General features: G+C 39.3%; 12 protein-coding genes. 6 read left to right on the top strand and 6 right to left on the bottom strand.

The window, feature by feature from the left end; all coding sequences use genetic code 11:
- Positions 1 to 172: 172 nt before the first annotated feature.
- Positions 173 to 2,020 (bottom strand): signal peptide peptidase SppA, encoded by a 1,848-nt coding sequence (gene sppA, locus CZ809_RS12440; RefSeq protein WP_080157952.1) that lies wholly within the window; start codon positions 2,018 to 2,020, stop codon positions 173 to 175.
- Positions 2,021 to 2,238: 218 nt separating this feature from the next.
- Between sppA and CZ809_RS12435 the strand changes: the two genes are divergently transcribed.
- From CZ809_RS12435 to CZ809_RS12415, 5 genes are all read left to right on the top strand, one after another.
- A complete protein-coding gene (locus tag CZ809_RS12435; RefSeq protein WP_080157951.1) occupies positions 2,239 to 4,251 on the top strand; it encodes an FAD-dependent oxidoreductase in 2,013 nt (670 codons plus the stop codon).
- Between the two features lie 76 nt (positions 4,252 to 4,327).
- Positions 4,328 to 4,876, top strand: coding sequence for an NAD(P)H nitroreductase (locus tag CZ809_RS12430; protein ID WP_080157950.1), 549 nt, complete (start codon positions 4,328 to 4,330; stop codon positions 4,874 to 4,876).
- 258 nt (positions 4,877 to 5,134) lie between these two features.
- Positions 5,135 to 6,169, top strand: a complete 1,035-nt coding sequence (gene selD / locus CZ809_RS12425; RefSeq protein ID WP_080157949.1) for a selenide, water dikinase SelD — start codon at positions 5,135 to 5,137, stop codon at positions 6,167 to 6,169.
- The gene (gene mnmH / locus CZ809_RS12420) at positions 6,169 to 7,257 is read left to right on the top strand and encodes a tRNA 2-selenouridine(34) synthase MnmH (RefSeq protein WP_080157948.1); all 1,089 of its coding nucleotides are present in this window, start codon (positions 6,169 to 6,171) and stop codon (positions 7,255 to 7,257) included. Before selD ends, mnmH begins: the two co-directional genes overlap by 1 nt.
- A 216-nt stretch (positions 7,258 to 7,473) precedes the next feature.
- Entirely contained in the window at positions 7,474 to 9,426 is a 1,953-nt protein-coding gene (locus CZ809_RS12415; RefSeq protein WP_080157947.1) for a DNA topoisomerase III, read from the top strand.
- Positions 9,427 to 9,531: 105 nt separating this feature from the next.
- Here CZ809_RS12415 and CZ809_RS12410 read toward each other — a convergent pair whose 3' ends face one another.
- The 3 genes from CZ809_RS12410 to CZ809_RS12400 form a co-directional block, all read right to left on the bottom strand.
- A complete protein-coding gene (locus CZ809_RS12410) occupies positions 9,532 to 9,747 on the bottom strand; it encodes a helix-turn-helix domain-containing protein (RefSeq protein WP_065168142.1) in 216 nt (71 codons plus the stop codon).
- 9 nt (positions 9,748 to 9,756) lie between these two features.
- Positions 9,757 to 10,305 carry a DUF2975 domain-containing protein gene (locus CZ809_RS12405; RefSeq protein ID WP_080157946.1) on the bottom strand — a complete coding sequence of 183 codons (549 nt, stop codon included), beginning with the start codon at positions 10,303 to 10,305 and terminating at the stop codon, positions 9,757 to 9,759.
- A 104-nt stretch (positions 10,306 to 10,409) separates the two neighbouring features.
- A complete protein-coding gene (locus CZ809_RS12400; RefSeq protein ID WP_080157945.1) occupies positions 10,410 to 12,035 on the bottom strand; it encodes a GGDEF domain-containing protein in 1,626 nt (541 codons plus the stop codon).
- Between the two features lie 306 nt (positions 12,036 to 12,341).
- Here CZ809_RS12400 and CZ809_RS12395 point away from each other — a divergent pair, with 306 nt between their 5' ends.
- Positions 12,342 to 12,599 (top strand): hypothetical protein, encoded by a 258-nt coding sequence (locus CZ809_RS12395; protein WP_235865934.1) that lies wholly within the window; start codon positions 12,342 to 12,344, stop codon positions 12,597 to 12,599.
- Between the two features lie 62 nt (positions 12,600 to 12,661).
- Here CZ809_RS12395 and CZ809_RS12390 read toward each other — a convergent pair whose 3' ends face one another.
- Together CZ809_RS12390 and CZ809_RS12385 are read right to left on the bottom strand one after the other, a co-directional pair.
- On the bottom strand, positions 12,662 to 14,530 hold the full coding sequence (locus tag CZ809_RS12390) for a DUF3413 domain-containing protein (RefSeq protein WP_080157943.1): 1,869 nt from the start codon (positions 14,528 to 14,530) through the stop codon (positions 12,662 to 12,664).
- Positions 14,531 to 14,582: 52 nt separating this feature from the next.
- A complete protein-coding gene (locus CZ809_RS12385; protein ID WP_045027757.1) occupies positions 14,583 to 14,801 on the bottom strand; it encodes a YejL family protein in 219 nt (72 codons plus the stop codon).
- Positions 14,802 to 14,833 lie beyond the last annotated feature (32 nt).

Genomic DNA, 14,833 nt, shown 5'->3' with positions numbered 1-14,833 from the left:
GGTTAGTTAGATTTGTAGTGTGATTGTATGAGTTAAAATGTGATCGTAGCGGAGTATGCTGATTTATTACACAGTATCAGTGTAAATGACTGTTAACTAATGGTGGGTTGTGGTGTGTGAAGACATTAAAAAACCCGGCCAATATTGACCGAGCTACTGACAATTGTTGTCTTTAATTAACCGTGCTGCAATTTAAGCAAAAAGCATAACGGCCATTAGGATCGTTAAAATTAGTGAGTGAAGTAAGATCTTTAGCAACTTTTGTCACTGGCGCTAACGTGGATGGCATATCGCCCAGCACCATAGTTGCGATTTTAGCGGTTACTTCGCCAGACATTTCTTTAAAGAATTGTTGTACTGGTGAGAGTGGTTGTTGCATCCATACTAATTGATAATCTTTTACTTTCGCTAATTCAACAGCAGCAGTAATGGCGGTATCGAAGTCACCTAATTTATCAACTAGACCACGTTGCTGCGCATCTTTACCTGTCCATACGCGGCCTTGAGCAATTTTATCTGCTTGAGCTAACGTCATATGGCGGTATTTACTGACTAAGCCAATAAAACGTTGGTAACCATTATCAACCCCAAGTTGGAATACTTTTGCAACACCGTCAGGTAGCGCACGCGTAACACCCACACCAGAGAATGGTGTTGTACCAACCCCATCACTGTAAACGCCCAGTTTTTCTAAGCCTTTTTCAAAGGTGGTTAAGATTGCAAAGATACCAATAGAGCCGGTGATTGTTGTTGGTTGAGCAATGATCTCGTCGGCACTGGAGGAGATCCAATAACCGCCAGAGGCTGCAACACTCGACATTGAGACTACAACTGGTTTGCCCGCTCTTTTGAGAGCATCAACGGCATTACGAATAACCTCTGAGGCGAAAGCGCTACCCCCTGGGCTATCAACCCGTAAGATTACTGATTTCACTTGTTTATCAAAGCGTGCTTGGTTTAATAGTGAGGCAATAGTGTCACCGCCAGCAGAACCTTGGCTACTTTTACCATCAACAATGGCACCGTTTACGATAACAACGGCCACTTTATTTGGTGATGGTTGTTGATCATCAACCAGTAATGGTAGGTAATCGTAATAGCTAATCTGTTTAAAGCTATGTTTGTCGTTAGCACCAAAAGTATCTATTAAATATTGGGTCATTTGATCACGAGTGACGAGTGAATCAACTAAACCTAATTTTTTACTCAATTGAGCAAAGTCGCCATTAACAGATTTCAGTTGAGTAATAAACTCATCGATATTGGGTGTTAATGTTTGCGGTTTTATTTTGCGGTTCTTTGCGACATCGTCACTGAATGCGCCCCATAACTGGGTTAACCATACGGTATTAGCTTCTTTGGCTGCGGCTGACATGCCATCACGAATATAAGGTTCAACGAATGACTTATAAGTACCTACGCGGAACACATGGGTGGTTACATCTAGTTTAGCCAGTAAGCTCTTATAATATAGAGTGTAAGTGCCATAACCTGTTAGCATTACGCCACCGTCTGGCGATAAAAAGACTTTATCTGCATAACTGGCGAGGTAGTACTGGCTTTGGGTGTAATTGTCACCATAAGCATAAACAGGTTTGCCTGATGCTTTAAATTCTTCAATGGCTTTTGCGATATAACGCATTTTGGTTAAGCTGGTTTCAGACATGTCTTTAAGGTTAAGCACCAAACCTGTGATGTCTTTATCTGTTGCTGCTGCGCGAATCGCTTCAACAATATCAAATAATACATTTTGTTTTACATCAGGCTTACCTAACGCCTCACTCATTACACTATCAAGTGGATTGTCATAATTACTTTGTTCAACAATTGGACCTGAGAGGTTGAGCACTAACGCTGAGGGTTCGGTAGTATCGGTGGTCTTATCTTCATCGGTTAATGCAAAAATTATCGCGCCAATAATTAGAACGAATAAAAGGTTGAGGACAAATTTGCGAGTAAAGTTAATCAACTTCCCGATAGCGAGGAAGAATTTTCCAATCCTTGAGAATATGGCTTTCATGAAAATTCCTGATAATGGTGATAGCGATATCGTAGCGTAGTCACTGCTGAATTACAGTGTTTTTACGGTGTAATTGTTATTAATAGTAAAATAAACGTACGTGATTGATTATAAATAGTGAGGCGCATCATGTAAATGTTGCTTTTTTGTTAATTTGGGTTGATATTGCGGTCTAAGCTCAAATATACTGGTCTGACCATGATGATTAGGAGCTGCTTATGAATGATAAACCGTTTCCTCATTTATTGACGCCGCTGGATCTGGGTTTTACTCAATTACGTAATCGAGTCTTAATGGGCTCAATGCACACCGGATTAGAAGAAGAACGGGGAGGCTTTCATAAACTCGCGACGTTTTATGCCATTAGAGCAAAAGCTGGGGTTGGGCTTATTGTTACGGGCGGTTTTTCTCCTAATTTTCGTGGTCGATTACATCCGTTTAGTGCTGAATTTAGTAACAATCGCCATGTGCGTAAACACCGCAATATTACCACTGCAGTGCATCAGCAAGGGGGGAAGATTGCGTTACAGTTATTGCATGCTGGGCGTTATGCAATGTCACCGTTTGCGGTAAGTGCCTCTGCTATTCGTTCTCCTATCTCTAAATTCACCCCAAGCAAAATGAGTCATCGCCAAATTAATAATACCATTAATGATTTTGCACACAGTGCCGAGCTTGCGCGCGAAGCGGGTTATGATGGGGTTGAGTTAATGGGTTCTGAAGGCTATCTCATTAATCAGTTTATTTGCCAGCGTTCAAACCAACGTTACGATGACTGGGGGGGCAGTTATGACAATCGAATTCGTTTTGCCATTGAAATTGTTCGCGCTGTACGAACGCGTGTGGGCGATGATTTTATTATTATCTTTCGATTATCAATGTTGGACTTAGTTGAACAAGGGAGCACTTACGATGAGGTGGTGCAGTTAGCGCTTGAATTAGAAGCGGCAGGTGTCACTATTTTAAATACTGGTATTGGCTGGCATGAAGCACGGGTTCCTACCATTGCCACTCAAGTGCCACGAGCTGCATTTGCTTGGGTTACTGAGAAAATTAAACAACAAGTCTCTATTCCAATAGTGACCTGTAATCGCATTAATACGCCGCAAGTTGCTGAAAATATTTTGGCTCAAGGGCAAGCCGATATGGTGTCGATGGCGAGACCATTTTTAGCCGATCCTGAATTTGTCTTAAAAGCAGAGCAAAACCGAGCCAATGATATTAATACCTGTATTGGTTGTAATCAGGCATGTTTAGATCATGCTTTTGTTGGTAAACGCGCCAGTTGTTTAGTTAATCCTCACGCATGTTATGAGACAGAATTGGTGTTAACGATGGTCGTTAAGTCGCGAAAAGTGGCGGTTATTGGTGGTGGTCCTGCGGGAATGGCGTGCGCTGTTGCTGCTGCAGAGCGCGGATTTAAAGTCGATTTATTTGAAAAAAACACCGATGTTGGTGGGCAGTTTAATCTAGCGATGCAGATCCCCGGTAAAGAAGAATTTAAAGAAACCATCCGCTATTTTACTCGGCGCTTAGAGCAAACGGGTGTTGTGGTACGGTTAGGCGTTGAAGCAAATGTCGAGCAGTTGCTTGATTATGATGAGGTTATTATTGCTACGGGAGTACAACCTCGAATACCGCCAATCACGGGGATTGATCATTTGAAGGTGATTGATTACCAAACTTTAATTCGGCAGCAAAAAGTTGTAGGGGAAAAAGTCGCTATCATTGGTGCGGGTGGCATAGGGGTTGATGTCGCTACCATGCTGACAGAACCAAGTGAGTATGATCTTGATAGCTGGTTGAGTGAATGGGATATTGATAAAAGTCTATGCCATAGTGGCGGTTTATTACCTTCAGACGATTATATTAGTCCACGACAAGTATGGTTATTACAACGTCGACCAGGAAAAGTAGGCAAAGGCCCTGGACGCACAACGGGGTGGATCCACCGCCGTACATTAGAAAAACGCGGCGTTAAACTATGGGCGGGAGTGCATTATCAAGCTATCGATGATGAAGGCTTGCACCTTATTATTGATGGGCAACCACAGACATTAGATGTCGATAATATTGTTATTTGTACCGGTCAAACATCGGTCGATAATTTATCGCAACAGTTAATCCAGCAAGGTGTGTCAGTGCATGTGATTGGTGGTGCAGAAGATGCTAGTGAAGTCGATGCAAAACGGGTGATCCGTCAAGGGGTTGAATTAGCTGCTAAGTTATAATTATGATGGCTTGTGTTCTGCGCTTTAACTGCCTTATTATATGAGAAACAATAATTATTTTCATTTTGAGGTTGTTATGGACGCGCTATCACTTCTGCTTAATCGTCGCTCATTACCAAAATTAGTTGAGCCAGCACCTGCAGGTGATGTTCTTGAGAATATCTTTCGTGCAGGATTACGTGCTCCTGATCATGGTGGCTTAACGCCGTGGCGCTTTATTGTTTCTCAAGGTGAAGGTTTAACCACGCTAGCAAATATTTTAGTTGCGGCAGCGAAAGCGGATCATCTCGATGATTTTGTAATTGAAAAAGCCTCAAAAGCACCTTTTCGTGCACCGATGGTGATCACTGTTGTTAGTAAAGTGACCTCTGGCCATAAAGTCCCAGTTATAGAACAACATTTATCTGCTGGTTGTGCTGCACAAGCAATGCAAATGGCAGCAGTAGCACAAGGATACTCTGGTTTTTGGCGTACAGGTTCTTGGGCATATCATCCCGTGGTTCGTGAAGCATTAGGTGTTACGGGCGAAGACATGATTGTTGGTTTTTTATACCTCGGTTCAATTGGTTGCCGTGAAGCGAAAGTCCATGAACGCGATCTTGCTCAATACGTTGAATATTTGTAATTACTGATATACAACAGATGTAACATTAACTCGCATTTAACTCTTCACTGATGTGACTGCAGGGTTAAAAATGGAAGGTGATAGCTATTTTTCGGTGTTAAACCGTGAATAGCATCACCTTTTTTATTCCTTATTGATGACTATTACTGCCAATGTGGATTTGTTTTAATAGAAAATGGTCGCTTTTTAGTTGGAAAGATGACAGTTGTCGAGGGCAGGAGTAGAATCGCTGGTTCTTTCTATATTTTGGAGCGTGTCATGGAAAATGTTCGCCTAACACAATACAGCCACGGTGCCGGATGTGGTTGTAAAATTTCTCCCCAAGTACTTGATACTATTCTTCGTACTCAATTAGCACCTTTTGCTGATCCTAATTTACTGGTTGGTAATGAAAGTAAAGATGACGCTGCCGTTTATGATATCGGTAATGGTCAAGCAGTGATCAGTACCACTGACTTCTTTATGCCAATCGTTGATGACCCGTTTGATTTTGGTCGTATTGCTGCGACTAACGCGATCAGTGATATTTACGCTATGGGTGGCAAACCTATCATGGCGATTGCTATTTTAGGCTGGCCTGTAAATGTATTGTCACCTGAAATTGCGCAAAAAGTGATTGATGGTGGCCGTTCAGTGTGTCGTGAGGCAGGTATTTCTCTTGCTGGTGGTCACTCTATTGATGCTCCTGAGCCAATTTTTGGCCTTGCTGTAACAGGATTAGTAAGTACTGATCGTGTTAAACGTAATGACAGTGCAGAAGCGGGTTGTCATTTATACCTAACTAAACCATTAGGTATCGGCGTATTAACAACGGCTGAAAAACAATCTAAGTTGGCTGATGAGCATAAAGGTTTGGCACGCGATTGGATGTGTAAGCTAAATAAACCTGGTGCAGACTTTGCTGATGTTGAAGGCGTAAAAGCGCTAACTGACGTAACAGGTTTTGGCCTAATGGGTCACTTAACTGAGATTTGTGAAGGCAGTAACCTAAAAGCAAAACTTTGGTTTGATAAGATTCCAACATTACCGGGTGTGTATGATTACATCGCTCAAGGTTGTGTTCCTGGTGGTACAGAGCGTAACTTTATGAGTTATGGCCACAAAGTGGGTCAAATGACGGATCAACAAAAAGCATTATTATGTGATCCTCAAACATCAGGCGGCCTATTATTAGCCGTTGATCCAAGTAGCGAAGCTGAAGTACAAGCCATTGCTAAAAAACATAACATCTTGCTGGAAGCGATTGGTGAACTTGTGCCGATGGATGGCGATACCTTTATTGAGGTTTGCTAATGTCGCGTCCCAATTGCGAAGATTTCCGTCATCTGTTTGTGAACGATACACCATTAATGGATATGCGTGCACCGGTTGAATTTACTCAAGGTGCATTCCCAACTTCTCATAGTCGTCCGTTAATGACGGATGATGAACGTGCAGCTGTTGGTACGTGTTATAAAAATAAAGGACAAGATGCAGCTATTGATCTTGGTCATAAGCTGGTTAATGGTGACGTTAAAGCAGAACGTGTAGCGCAATGGAAAGCATTTTGTGAAGCAAATCCTGACGGTTATCTTTATTGTTTCCGTGGTGGTTTACGCTCTCAAATTACTCAACAATGGCTTAAAGAAGCGGGTATAGATTATCCGTTTATCACTGGTGGCTATAAAGCATTACGTCGTTATTTAGTTGATACTATTGATGAAGTTGCTGCTAAACCAATGTCTATTGTTGCCGGTAATACGGGTAGCGGTAAGACAATTATGGTCAATGTTCTTGCTAATGGCCTTGATTTAGAAGGTGCAGCACACCACCGTGGTTCATCGTTTGGTCGTTATGTTACGCCGCAACGAACTCAAATTGCATTTGAGAGTGATCTTGCTGTACAGATGGTTAAAAAATTAGATCGTGGCATTGAACACTTCGTGTTTGAAGATGAAGGTAAAAACATTGGTTGTGTTACTGTGCCTTTATCAATCAATCGTGCAATGCAAGAAGCTGATATTGCTGTTATTGATGATCCAGTAGATGTACGTTTAGCACGTCTATTAGATGATTATGTCGTTAAAATGCAACGTGATTATGTGGCTCATTACGGTGAGGAACAAGGTTGGATTTTATTTGCTGAGTATTTAGAAAAAGGCATGTTCAATATTCGTAAACGTTTAGGTTTGGAACGTTATGAAGTAATGCTGAAATCACAGCAACATGCAGTGAAAATGATGCAATCTAACGGCTCATTAACTGAGCATGATGCTTGGTTAGCGCCTTTGCTAGAGCAGTATTATGATCCAATGTATACTTATCAATTAAGCAAAAAAGCAGATCGTATTGTATTTAGAGGTGATTATCACCAAGTACAAGATTGGTTAGCCGCTCGATAGTTTATTGATATCTACAGATTAAATGAAAGCCAAATATATCTATTAATATGATGTGTTTGGCTTTTTTATTAGCTAGTCATGTCAACCTCGATGATCTTGCAAGATCAATTGCAAAAAACAAACAGATAACTACTGGTTTAATATCCAGTGTTATGTTGCTGTTAGCATCCATTTTCGGTACAGTCTTACTATTAATCCTTTCAGATAAAGATCCCCATGAGTTGCTTATATATAGCTGAAAAACCAAGCTTAGGCCGAGCAATCGCTGCTGTATTACCTCGCCCTCATAAAAATAATACCGGCTATATTGAAGTAGGGAATGGCGATATTGTCACTTGGTGTATTGGGCATTTATTAGAACAAGTCGAGCCTGATGCTTATGATGAACGCTATAAAAAGTGGCACTTGGAAGACTTGCCGATTGTGCCTCAGCAATGGCAATTAATTCCTCGAAAAGCCGCTAAGCAACAATTAGCGGTGATCAAAAAATTGGCGAAAACAGCAACTGCAGTGGTACATGCTGGCGATCCCGATCGAGAAGGACAGTTGCTGGTGGATGAAGTGATTGATTACGTCAAAATATCCAAAACCAAAAAAGAAGCGGCACAACGACTGCTTATTTCAGATTTAAACCCAGCAGCAGTTAAAAAAGCTTTAGCCACAATGCGCAGTAACCGTGATTTTATTCCGTTATCAGTTTCAGCCCTTGCACGTTCGCGTGCTGATTGGTTATATGGCATGAATATGACCCGTGCTTATACTTTGTTGGGGCAAAAGGGCGGTTATCGCGGCGTATTATCGGTCGGTCGAGTGCAAACACCGATCTTAGGGCTGGTTGTTCGACGTGATGATGAGATTGCTAATTTTGTCGCCAAACCGTTTTATGAAGTATTGGCATTAATCACTTACGGTGAACAAACGATTTATGCCAAGTGGCAGCCAAGTAAATCATGTGAACCTCACCAAGATTCAGAAGGGCGAGTGCTTAATCGTAAGTTATGTGAAAACGTGGTGGCACGGATTAAAGGCCAAGCTGCAGAAGTAACCGAATCTGAGCGTAAGCAAACTAAACAAGCGCCACCGTTACCATACTCATTATCCGCGTTACAGATTGATGCGGCGAAACGGTTTGGCATGAGTGCGACTGATGTATTATCGACTTGTCAGTCATTATATGAAAAACATAAAGTGATCACTTACCCTCGTTCTGACAGTCGCCATCTACCATTGGATCATTTGAAACAAGCGAATGATGTGTGTCGTGCGATTGCGACAACGGATAATCAGTTAGCTTCTGCAGTGGATAATGCGAATACAGCATTAAAATCAAAAGCATGGAATGACAAAAAAGTGGATGCTCACCATGCGATTATTCCTACCCCTAAATCTTCATCAGTATTAACGGGTTATGAAGCGAAAATATATCAATTAATTGCTCGCCAGTACTTAATGCAATTTTATCCAGCAGCTGAATATGCTGATGCTAAGTTAGTATTCACTATTGCTAATGGGCTCTTTATTGCTAAAGGTCGTCAGTTAATGTCACCAGGTTGGCGAGCGCTATTAGGGCGTGATGATAAAAAAGAAGACAGTGATTTAGCCGATAAGGTGCCACCCCTAGATAAAGGTACGGTATTGGTCTGCCATGATGGTGAAATCAAAGATAAGATGACCGAGCCACCAAAAGCATTTACCGAAGCGACATTATTACAAGCGATGACGGGTATTGCGCGGTTTGTATCTGATGCTTCATTAAAGAAAATCCTGCGTGATACTGATGGTTTAGGTACCGAAGCAACGCGAGCAGGTATTTTAGAAATGTTGTTTAAACGCCAGTTATTGCAGCGCCAAGGTAAAGCTATTCATGCTTCTGAGGCGGGGAAAGGTTTAATTTACGCTTTACCCGATACATCAACATATCCTGATATGACTGCGCATTGGGAGCATCAACTGCATGATATGGCAGATAGAAAATGTGCATATCAACCATTTATGGCTGCATTAGAACAACAAGTAACAACCTTAATGGAGCAGGTAAAAGTGAGTGATGTGCCACCAAGTTTACGTTCGTTGACTTCACCTGAATTTAAGCCTCGTGCTAAAAAACGCAGTTATGCCAAAAAATCGACGTCGGCCAAACCTAAGGCTGCACCAAAGCGTAAATCGTAGTGGATGATTTAATTACTGACTGATAGCTTACAAAAAAGCAGCATCAACATGCTGCTTTTTTGTTATTTATATTTTTTAAAAATAGTTATCGCCATAAACGAAACGCTAATTATCATCGTTTTTTTGAAATTCAAGAATATCTGCTGGCTGGCAATCAAGTTGTTCGCAAAGTTTATCAAGTGTCGAAAATCGAACAGCTTTTGCTTTACCATTTTTTAGTATTGATAAATTAGCTTCTGTCATATCCATTGCTTGCGCTAATGTTTTTAACCGTATTTTTCGTTTCGCCATTATTACATCTAAATTAATAACAATAGTCATAATAAACTCTTAAATTGTGTAATTTTGTTCATCGGCGAGGTGATAGCCTTCTTTCATAACCCATGAAATTATAACAATAATAGCGCCTATTAATAGGGTTAAAAAATCGATACCTACAAAGCTAATCATAATCATGCGGTGATTGGGAGGATTATTAAAGGTTAGTATTAACGTCATTAATGGTTGGTAAAAAAGTGAACCGCCGACCCAATAAAATACACTATAACCAAGCTTTTGATAGCAGTTGGCATTTTCTAAAGTAAAGATGTGTTTGTTTTCATAGTTACCAAATAACCGAATAAGAATTTTTAAGGCATACATAATAATCGAACAGTAAATTAAGCTTGTTACGAGCGCGAGTAAACGGGTGGTCAATGTTAATGGTGTTTCTGTTAGCTGATTAATATCAAAAGATGTTTGTACTATGCCGGTATTTCTTAAAAAGTCATAAGGTGTTGCTACTGTTAACCAAAAATAACAGACTAAAATTGGCGTTAGAATAAAAAATAGCTGGAATAGGATTTTTACTCTGCGACTTTGTTGTTGAATTTTTGACATATGATTGTTCCTCATTCAGTTGATGAAGCTAGAATATGGCACAATAAAATGCTTTGCAATAAAAAATTATTGTTATTCGATAATTTTTTATTGTTAATGTTTGTTTATAAAGTAGGTGATAGCACTCTGAAGCAATCTTTCCCTTCGGCTTTTGCTTGATATAGTGCGGTATCAACATGTTTGAAAAATGCATCATAGGTTGTTGTTTGCGATGGAATAATAGTACTGACACCAATACTGATTGTGACAATAGCTGGAACGTTATTATTTAATTCAAGACATGGAAATGGCAACGCTATTTTATGCATTGCATTAAGTAAGCGTTGCGCATTATTGACCGCGGCTTGTTGGTCTTGTCCTGGTAATAACAGTACAAACTCTTCGCCACCATAACGGGCAAATAACGTTCCAGCTCGACGTTCAACTTTAGACAGCACCGCGGCAATAGTTTTTAAGCATTGATCACCAGCGGCATGACCGAGTTTATCGTTATAAGTTTTGAAATTATCAATATCTAAGATGAGTAATGATAGTGGTAAACCGAGCCTATTTGCTCGACGCCATTCAGTCATTACCGTTTCATCATAGACTCGGCGATTAGCAATATTTGTAAGTGCATCAATTCTAGATAATTTCTGCAGCTGTTCATTGGCTTTATTGAGCGCTTTGGTTCGGCTTTGTACTCGTTGTTCGAGATCATGATTGAGCTTGATAAGTGTATCTGCTGCTTGTAGTCGTAAAATATGTTGTGAAACAATAAAACCATATTGTTTCAACAATTGATGGTGATAATTACGCAATGGTTGTCCTGTAAGTAAATTATCACAAGCAATCCATCCGATAGGCGTATCTTCATCCCATAGCGCAATATAAGCACTCCAACCAAAGCCAATTTGTTGTAAATCATGGTAGAGTGGGGTGTTTTCTTGAAATGCGATATATTCTTTATCTTTTAATGTCTTAGATGCAAACCATTGATTAGGAATATCGGAATGAAAATAAAACTCATCGACAGTATTCCCTTGAATATCAGTGCCGAAAGTACCGTGCATTTTTTGTTGTTCATCAAATAGAAAAATCGCCATTCTATCGATATTAAGTCGTTTTTTTCCTTCATCAACAGCAATAAACAGCATGTCTTTCATTATGTTACTACGCCATAATTGAAAAGAAATTTCATGCATACCCTGTAGGTAGTTTAATAATGATTGTTGTTGTTCTTTACTTGAAAGTAATTCTTTTTCAGCGTGTTTACGGCTGAGACTATGGCTTTTTGTCGTTTGCTTTATTAAGCCAGCGGTAATTTCTGTGGCTAATAATGCGGTTAATATCGTGAGGTGTTTCGGTTGTAGTGTTGAGGTTAATGGTGCTGCAATAGTTAAATGACCAATAATCTTTGCATGGTATTTTAATGGAACTAATATATAACGATAATTTTTAAATATATCAATTGATGCTTCAGTTTTATTAGCATAGTAATGAATGTTTTTATAATAATATTCATTTGCTGTCGGTATTATTGTTGGTGGAAAATAATATTGTATACCTTTACTGTTTAGCTCTAATAATAATTTCCACTCGTTATTTGATTTAATAATAAGTTGCAGATGATTAATTGAAAAACTTTGAATAAGATTACGGCAGACTAATTCACAAATAGTTCTAAGGCTATGAGCATTACTGCATTGTTTAGTAACTGTTTGATAGAAAGATGAAATCTGCGCGTTCATTAATACTCTATTCCATGAGTCAGTTAGTGAGTGACGGTGTTATTGTTAACTATTATCTGCGAAATTAGCAGGATATATGCCACAAGTTAGCGATATATTCTGTTTTACACTAAAAAGTGAGATCTAATTCATCCTTTTGTCACACTTATTCTTATTTATATTACAACTAAATCAGCCGTTACTATCTATTTTTAAGCCATGCTAGTAAAAATATAATATTAAAAAATAATGAATGTTGTTATTAACGTTATTGGATACTTATATAAGTAAAAGGTTAACGAGATGAAGCGGCTATTATTGATAAATATGATAAGTATTATAAGCTTGAGTGTATTAAATGGTTGCAGTAGTAGCCGTCATCAGCAGTTAGCTGAGTTGGGGTTTGAACGAGCCTATCTTGATGGGTATCAGGATGGTTGTTATAGCCGTTCAGTTGCGGGTAATACGTATCTTGATGGTTTTCGACGTGATCCTGAACGAATGGCAACAATATTAAAATACCGTAATGGCTGGCAAGATGGATTTGAACATTGTTACGCGGATAATCGAACGGATTATCTCTAACTACTGCCGCTAATCGTATAAAAAAAGCAGCTCGAAAGCTGCTTTTTTAGTGTTATATAATGTTAATTATTAAGGTCATTAGGAATATAAAACCGTTTTAACTCATGCATAACTTGCATCAGTGTCGATAGTTTAGGTTTATCCTGATCCATTAGCTGATAATTATCATTATAAACACGATAGTTACCGTATTTATCGACAACAGTGGTGGTGCCTTTTTGAATCACCACAATATCATTATTATCACCCGCTAATATCCAACGACGATCACTGTTATTATCAAACAGGCTGATACCTGAGCTGTAATTTGATGGATTAGACGCCACATTAAACAGTGACTCCATCAAGGTTGGCACTAAATCAAGGTTACTGGTTGGACGGGTAACAACTTGAGGTGGGTGCAGTGGCCAATGAATGATCATTGGTACTTTGATCTGATATTGGCTGTAATTGCTATCAGAGCCCCAAGTATTATTACCTGTTTCATTAAACTCAGTACCATGGTTTGAGGTAACAACCACGATAGTATTATCTAACATTGATTGTGCTTTTAATTGCGCAAACACTTTACCTAAAATCGTATCAATATGATAAGCCGCGTTACGGTAGCTATTTTTAAGTAATACATTAGAATCTACTTTTTTATCATGAAGTAAATTACTGCCTAAAGATGGCGTAAATTTAGTTTGATAATCACTACTTTCTTCATATTGATCAACTGAAGTTAATTCAAGCAGACTAAACCACGGCTCATCAGCTTTTTGCTTCTCTAGCCAACGGTGCCAATCATTAAAGGCTAAACGATCACTTGGCGTGCGCTTTCCATTATCAAGGTTATCTATAGTTGCAAGCTGAGTTTTAGAGAAAATAGCATCGCGATAAATAGGTTGTTCAAACCCTTCACCACTGAATAGACCAAAGTGATAACCACGATTTTGTAGCGTATCAAGCAGCAGTGGTGATTTGCCTTCTGCACGAATACTGTTGGCATAACCACTTGGTAAACCATAAAGTAAGCCAAATACGCCGCTATTATTATTACTGGTACTGTAGTTATCAGTATAGTTAATATTGTTATCAGCAAAAGCCGTTAGATTAGGCATTGTTGTGGTATTAACCATGTCACTGCGTAAACTATCGACCATAATAATCAGTAAGTTTTGCTTGGTACCTTTATCGATGAAATTAATTTTATCGATTGGATAACGCATCATTTCACTGTTATTAATGCCTTGTTGTGCTTGGCGTTTAACATATTCTTGGCGATCTAAAAGGCCATGTTTTTCCATGAACGTTTTCGCTGTCATTGGGTATGACAGTGGGAAATTTGAACGTTGCATTGTGACTGGACGGTAAAGGTTAGCATCCGCCCAGATATAAATAATGTGGCTACTTAGAAAGCATAGACCGAACATGATGGCAATGGGGCCACCGACGTTTTTACGGGTTAGCTTTCTAAGTTTACGCCAAATCCATTCTGAGAATATCATCTCGATCAGGAATATGACTGGAACGACAATAAATAGGTATTGCCAGCGCGTATTTAGCTCTGTTTTTTCACCGCTTAATAACAAATCCCATACCAGCGGACTTAAATGTAAGTCGACACTTTGATAAGCATAGGTATCAAGCAGTAATGCGGTCAATCCTACCGTTGAAACTAATACCGCAAACACACGCATTAAACGCTGTGAGGGAATAAGAAAACTTGCAGGAAAGAGGATCAGTATATAAATACCAAAGACAAGGAAACCAAAATGCCCGATCCAGCTTAATCCTAGATACAGTTGTCCGATCGTTGTTGTCGGCCATTCTGAATAAATAATATAACGCGTGCCCAATAGCATGGCAGCGATGATATTGAAAAAGCTAAACCAGTGTCCCCAACTAATTAGCTGGGAAACTTTGTCTTTGTATGTGCTGGCGACCATAAATGTCAATTCTTCTCAGTCTTCAATGCTATGTTTAACTCTCAAGCTAAACTTAATCTTTTTTAATTGAGGCCTGTAGTGCTTTTGCAAATTTTTGTGCAAGAACTTCACGTTGTGCAACAGGTACATTGGCATTGATAATGTTAGTAGCAATATCACCTACAACCATTAGGGCTAATTCTGGTGATGTTTTATGTTTGTCTAGAACATCGAACACGTCATCAATGATTTGTTCAACTTTTTTAGTGCTATATTTTGAAGTGATTGGCATAAGAAATCTTGTTTAATGTTTAGGATAACGAC

It is taken from the genome of Photobacterium piscicola, assembly GCF_900166965.1.
GTDB classification, from domain to species: domain Bacteria; phylum Pseudomonadota; class Gammaproteobacteria; order Enterobacterales; family Vibrionaceae; genus Photobacterium; species Photobacterium piscicola.
Note: the sequence above shows the minus strand (reverse complement) of the source record. Positions and strands in the feature narration are given on the sequence as shown.

What these genes read in the sequence shown, in the direction of transcription:
- CZ809_RS12415 (WP_080157947.1), top strand. Translation starts at nt 7,474, where the DNA reads ATGAGTTGCTTATATATAGCTGAAAAACCAAGCTTAGGCCGAGCAATC.
- CZ809_RS12410 (WP_065168142.1), bottom strand. Translation starts at nt 9,747, where the DNA reads ATGACTATTGTTATTAATTTAGATGTAATAATGGCGAAACGAAAAATA.
- CZ809_RS12435 (WP_080157951.1), top strand. Translation starts at nt 2,239, where the DNA reads ATGAATGATAAACCGTTTCCTCATTTATTGACGCCGCTGGATCTGGGT.
- CZ809_RS12430 (WP_080157950.1), top strand. Translation starts at nt 4,328, where the DNA reads ATGGACGCGCTATCACTTCTGCTTAATCGTCGCTCATTACCAAAATTA.
- CZ809_RS12400 (WP_080157945.1), bottom strand. Translation starts at nt 12,035, where the DNA reads ATGAACGCGCAGATTTCATCTTTCTATCAAACAGTTACTAAACAATGC.
- CZ809_RS12405 (WP_080157946.1), bottom strand. Translation starts at nt 10,305, where the DNA reads ATGTCAAAAATTCAACAACAAAGTCGCAGAGTAAAAATCCTATTCCAG.
- CZ809_RS12385 (WP_045027757.1), bottom strand. Translation starts at nt 14,801, where the DNA reads ATGCCAATCACTTCAAAATATAGCACTAAAAAAGTTGAACAAATCATT.
- sppA (WP_080157952.1), bottom strand. Translation starts at nt 2,020, where the DNA reads ATGAAAGCCATATTCTCAAGGATTGGAAAATTCTTCCTCGCTATCGGG.
- CZ809_RS12390 (WP_080157943.1), bottom strand. Translation starts at nt 14,530, where the DNA reads ATGGTCGCCAGCACATACAAAGACAAAGTTTCCCAGCTAATTAGTTGG.
- selD (WP_080157949.1), top strand. Translation starts at nt 5,135, where the DNA reads ATGGAAAATGTTCGCCTAACACAATACAGCCACGGTGCCGGATGTGGT.
- mnmH (WP_080157948.1), top strand. Translation starts at nt 6,169, where the DNA reads ATGTCGCGTCCCAATTGCGAAGATTTCCGTCATCTGTTTGTGAACGAT.
- CZ809_RS12395 (WP_235865934.1), top strand. Translation starts at nt 12,342, where the DNA reads ATGATAAGTATTATAAGCTTGAGTGTATTAAATGGTTGCAGTAGTAGC.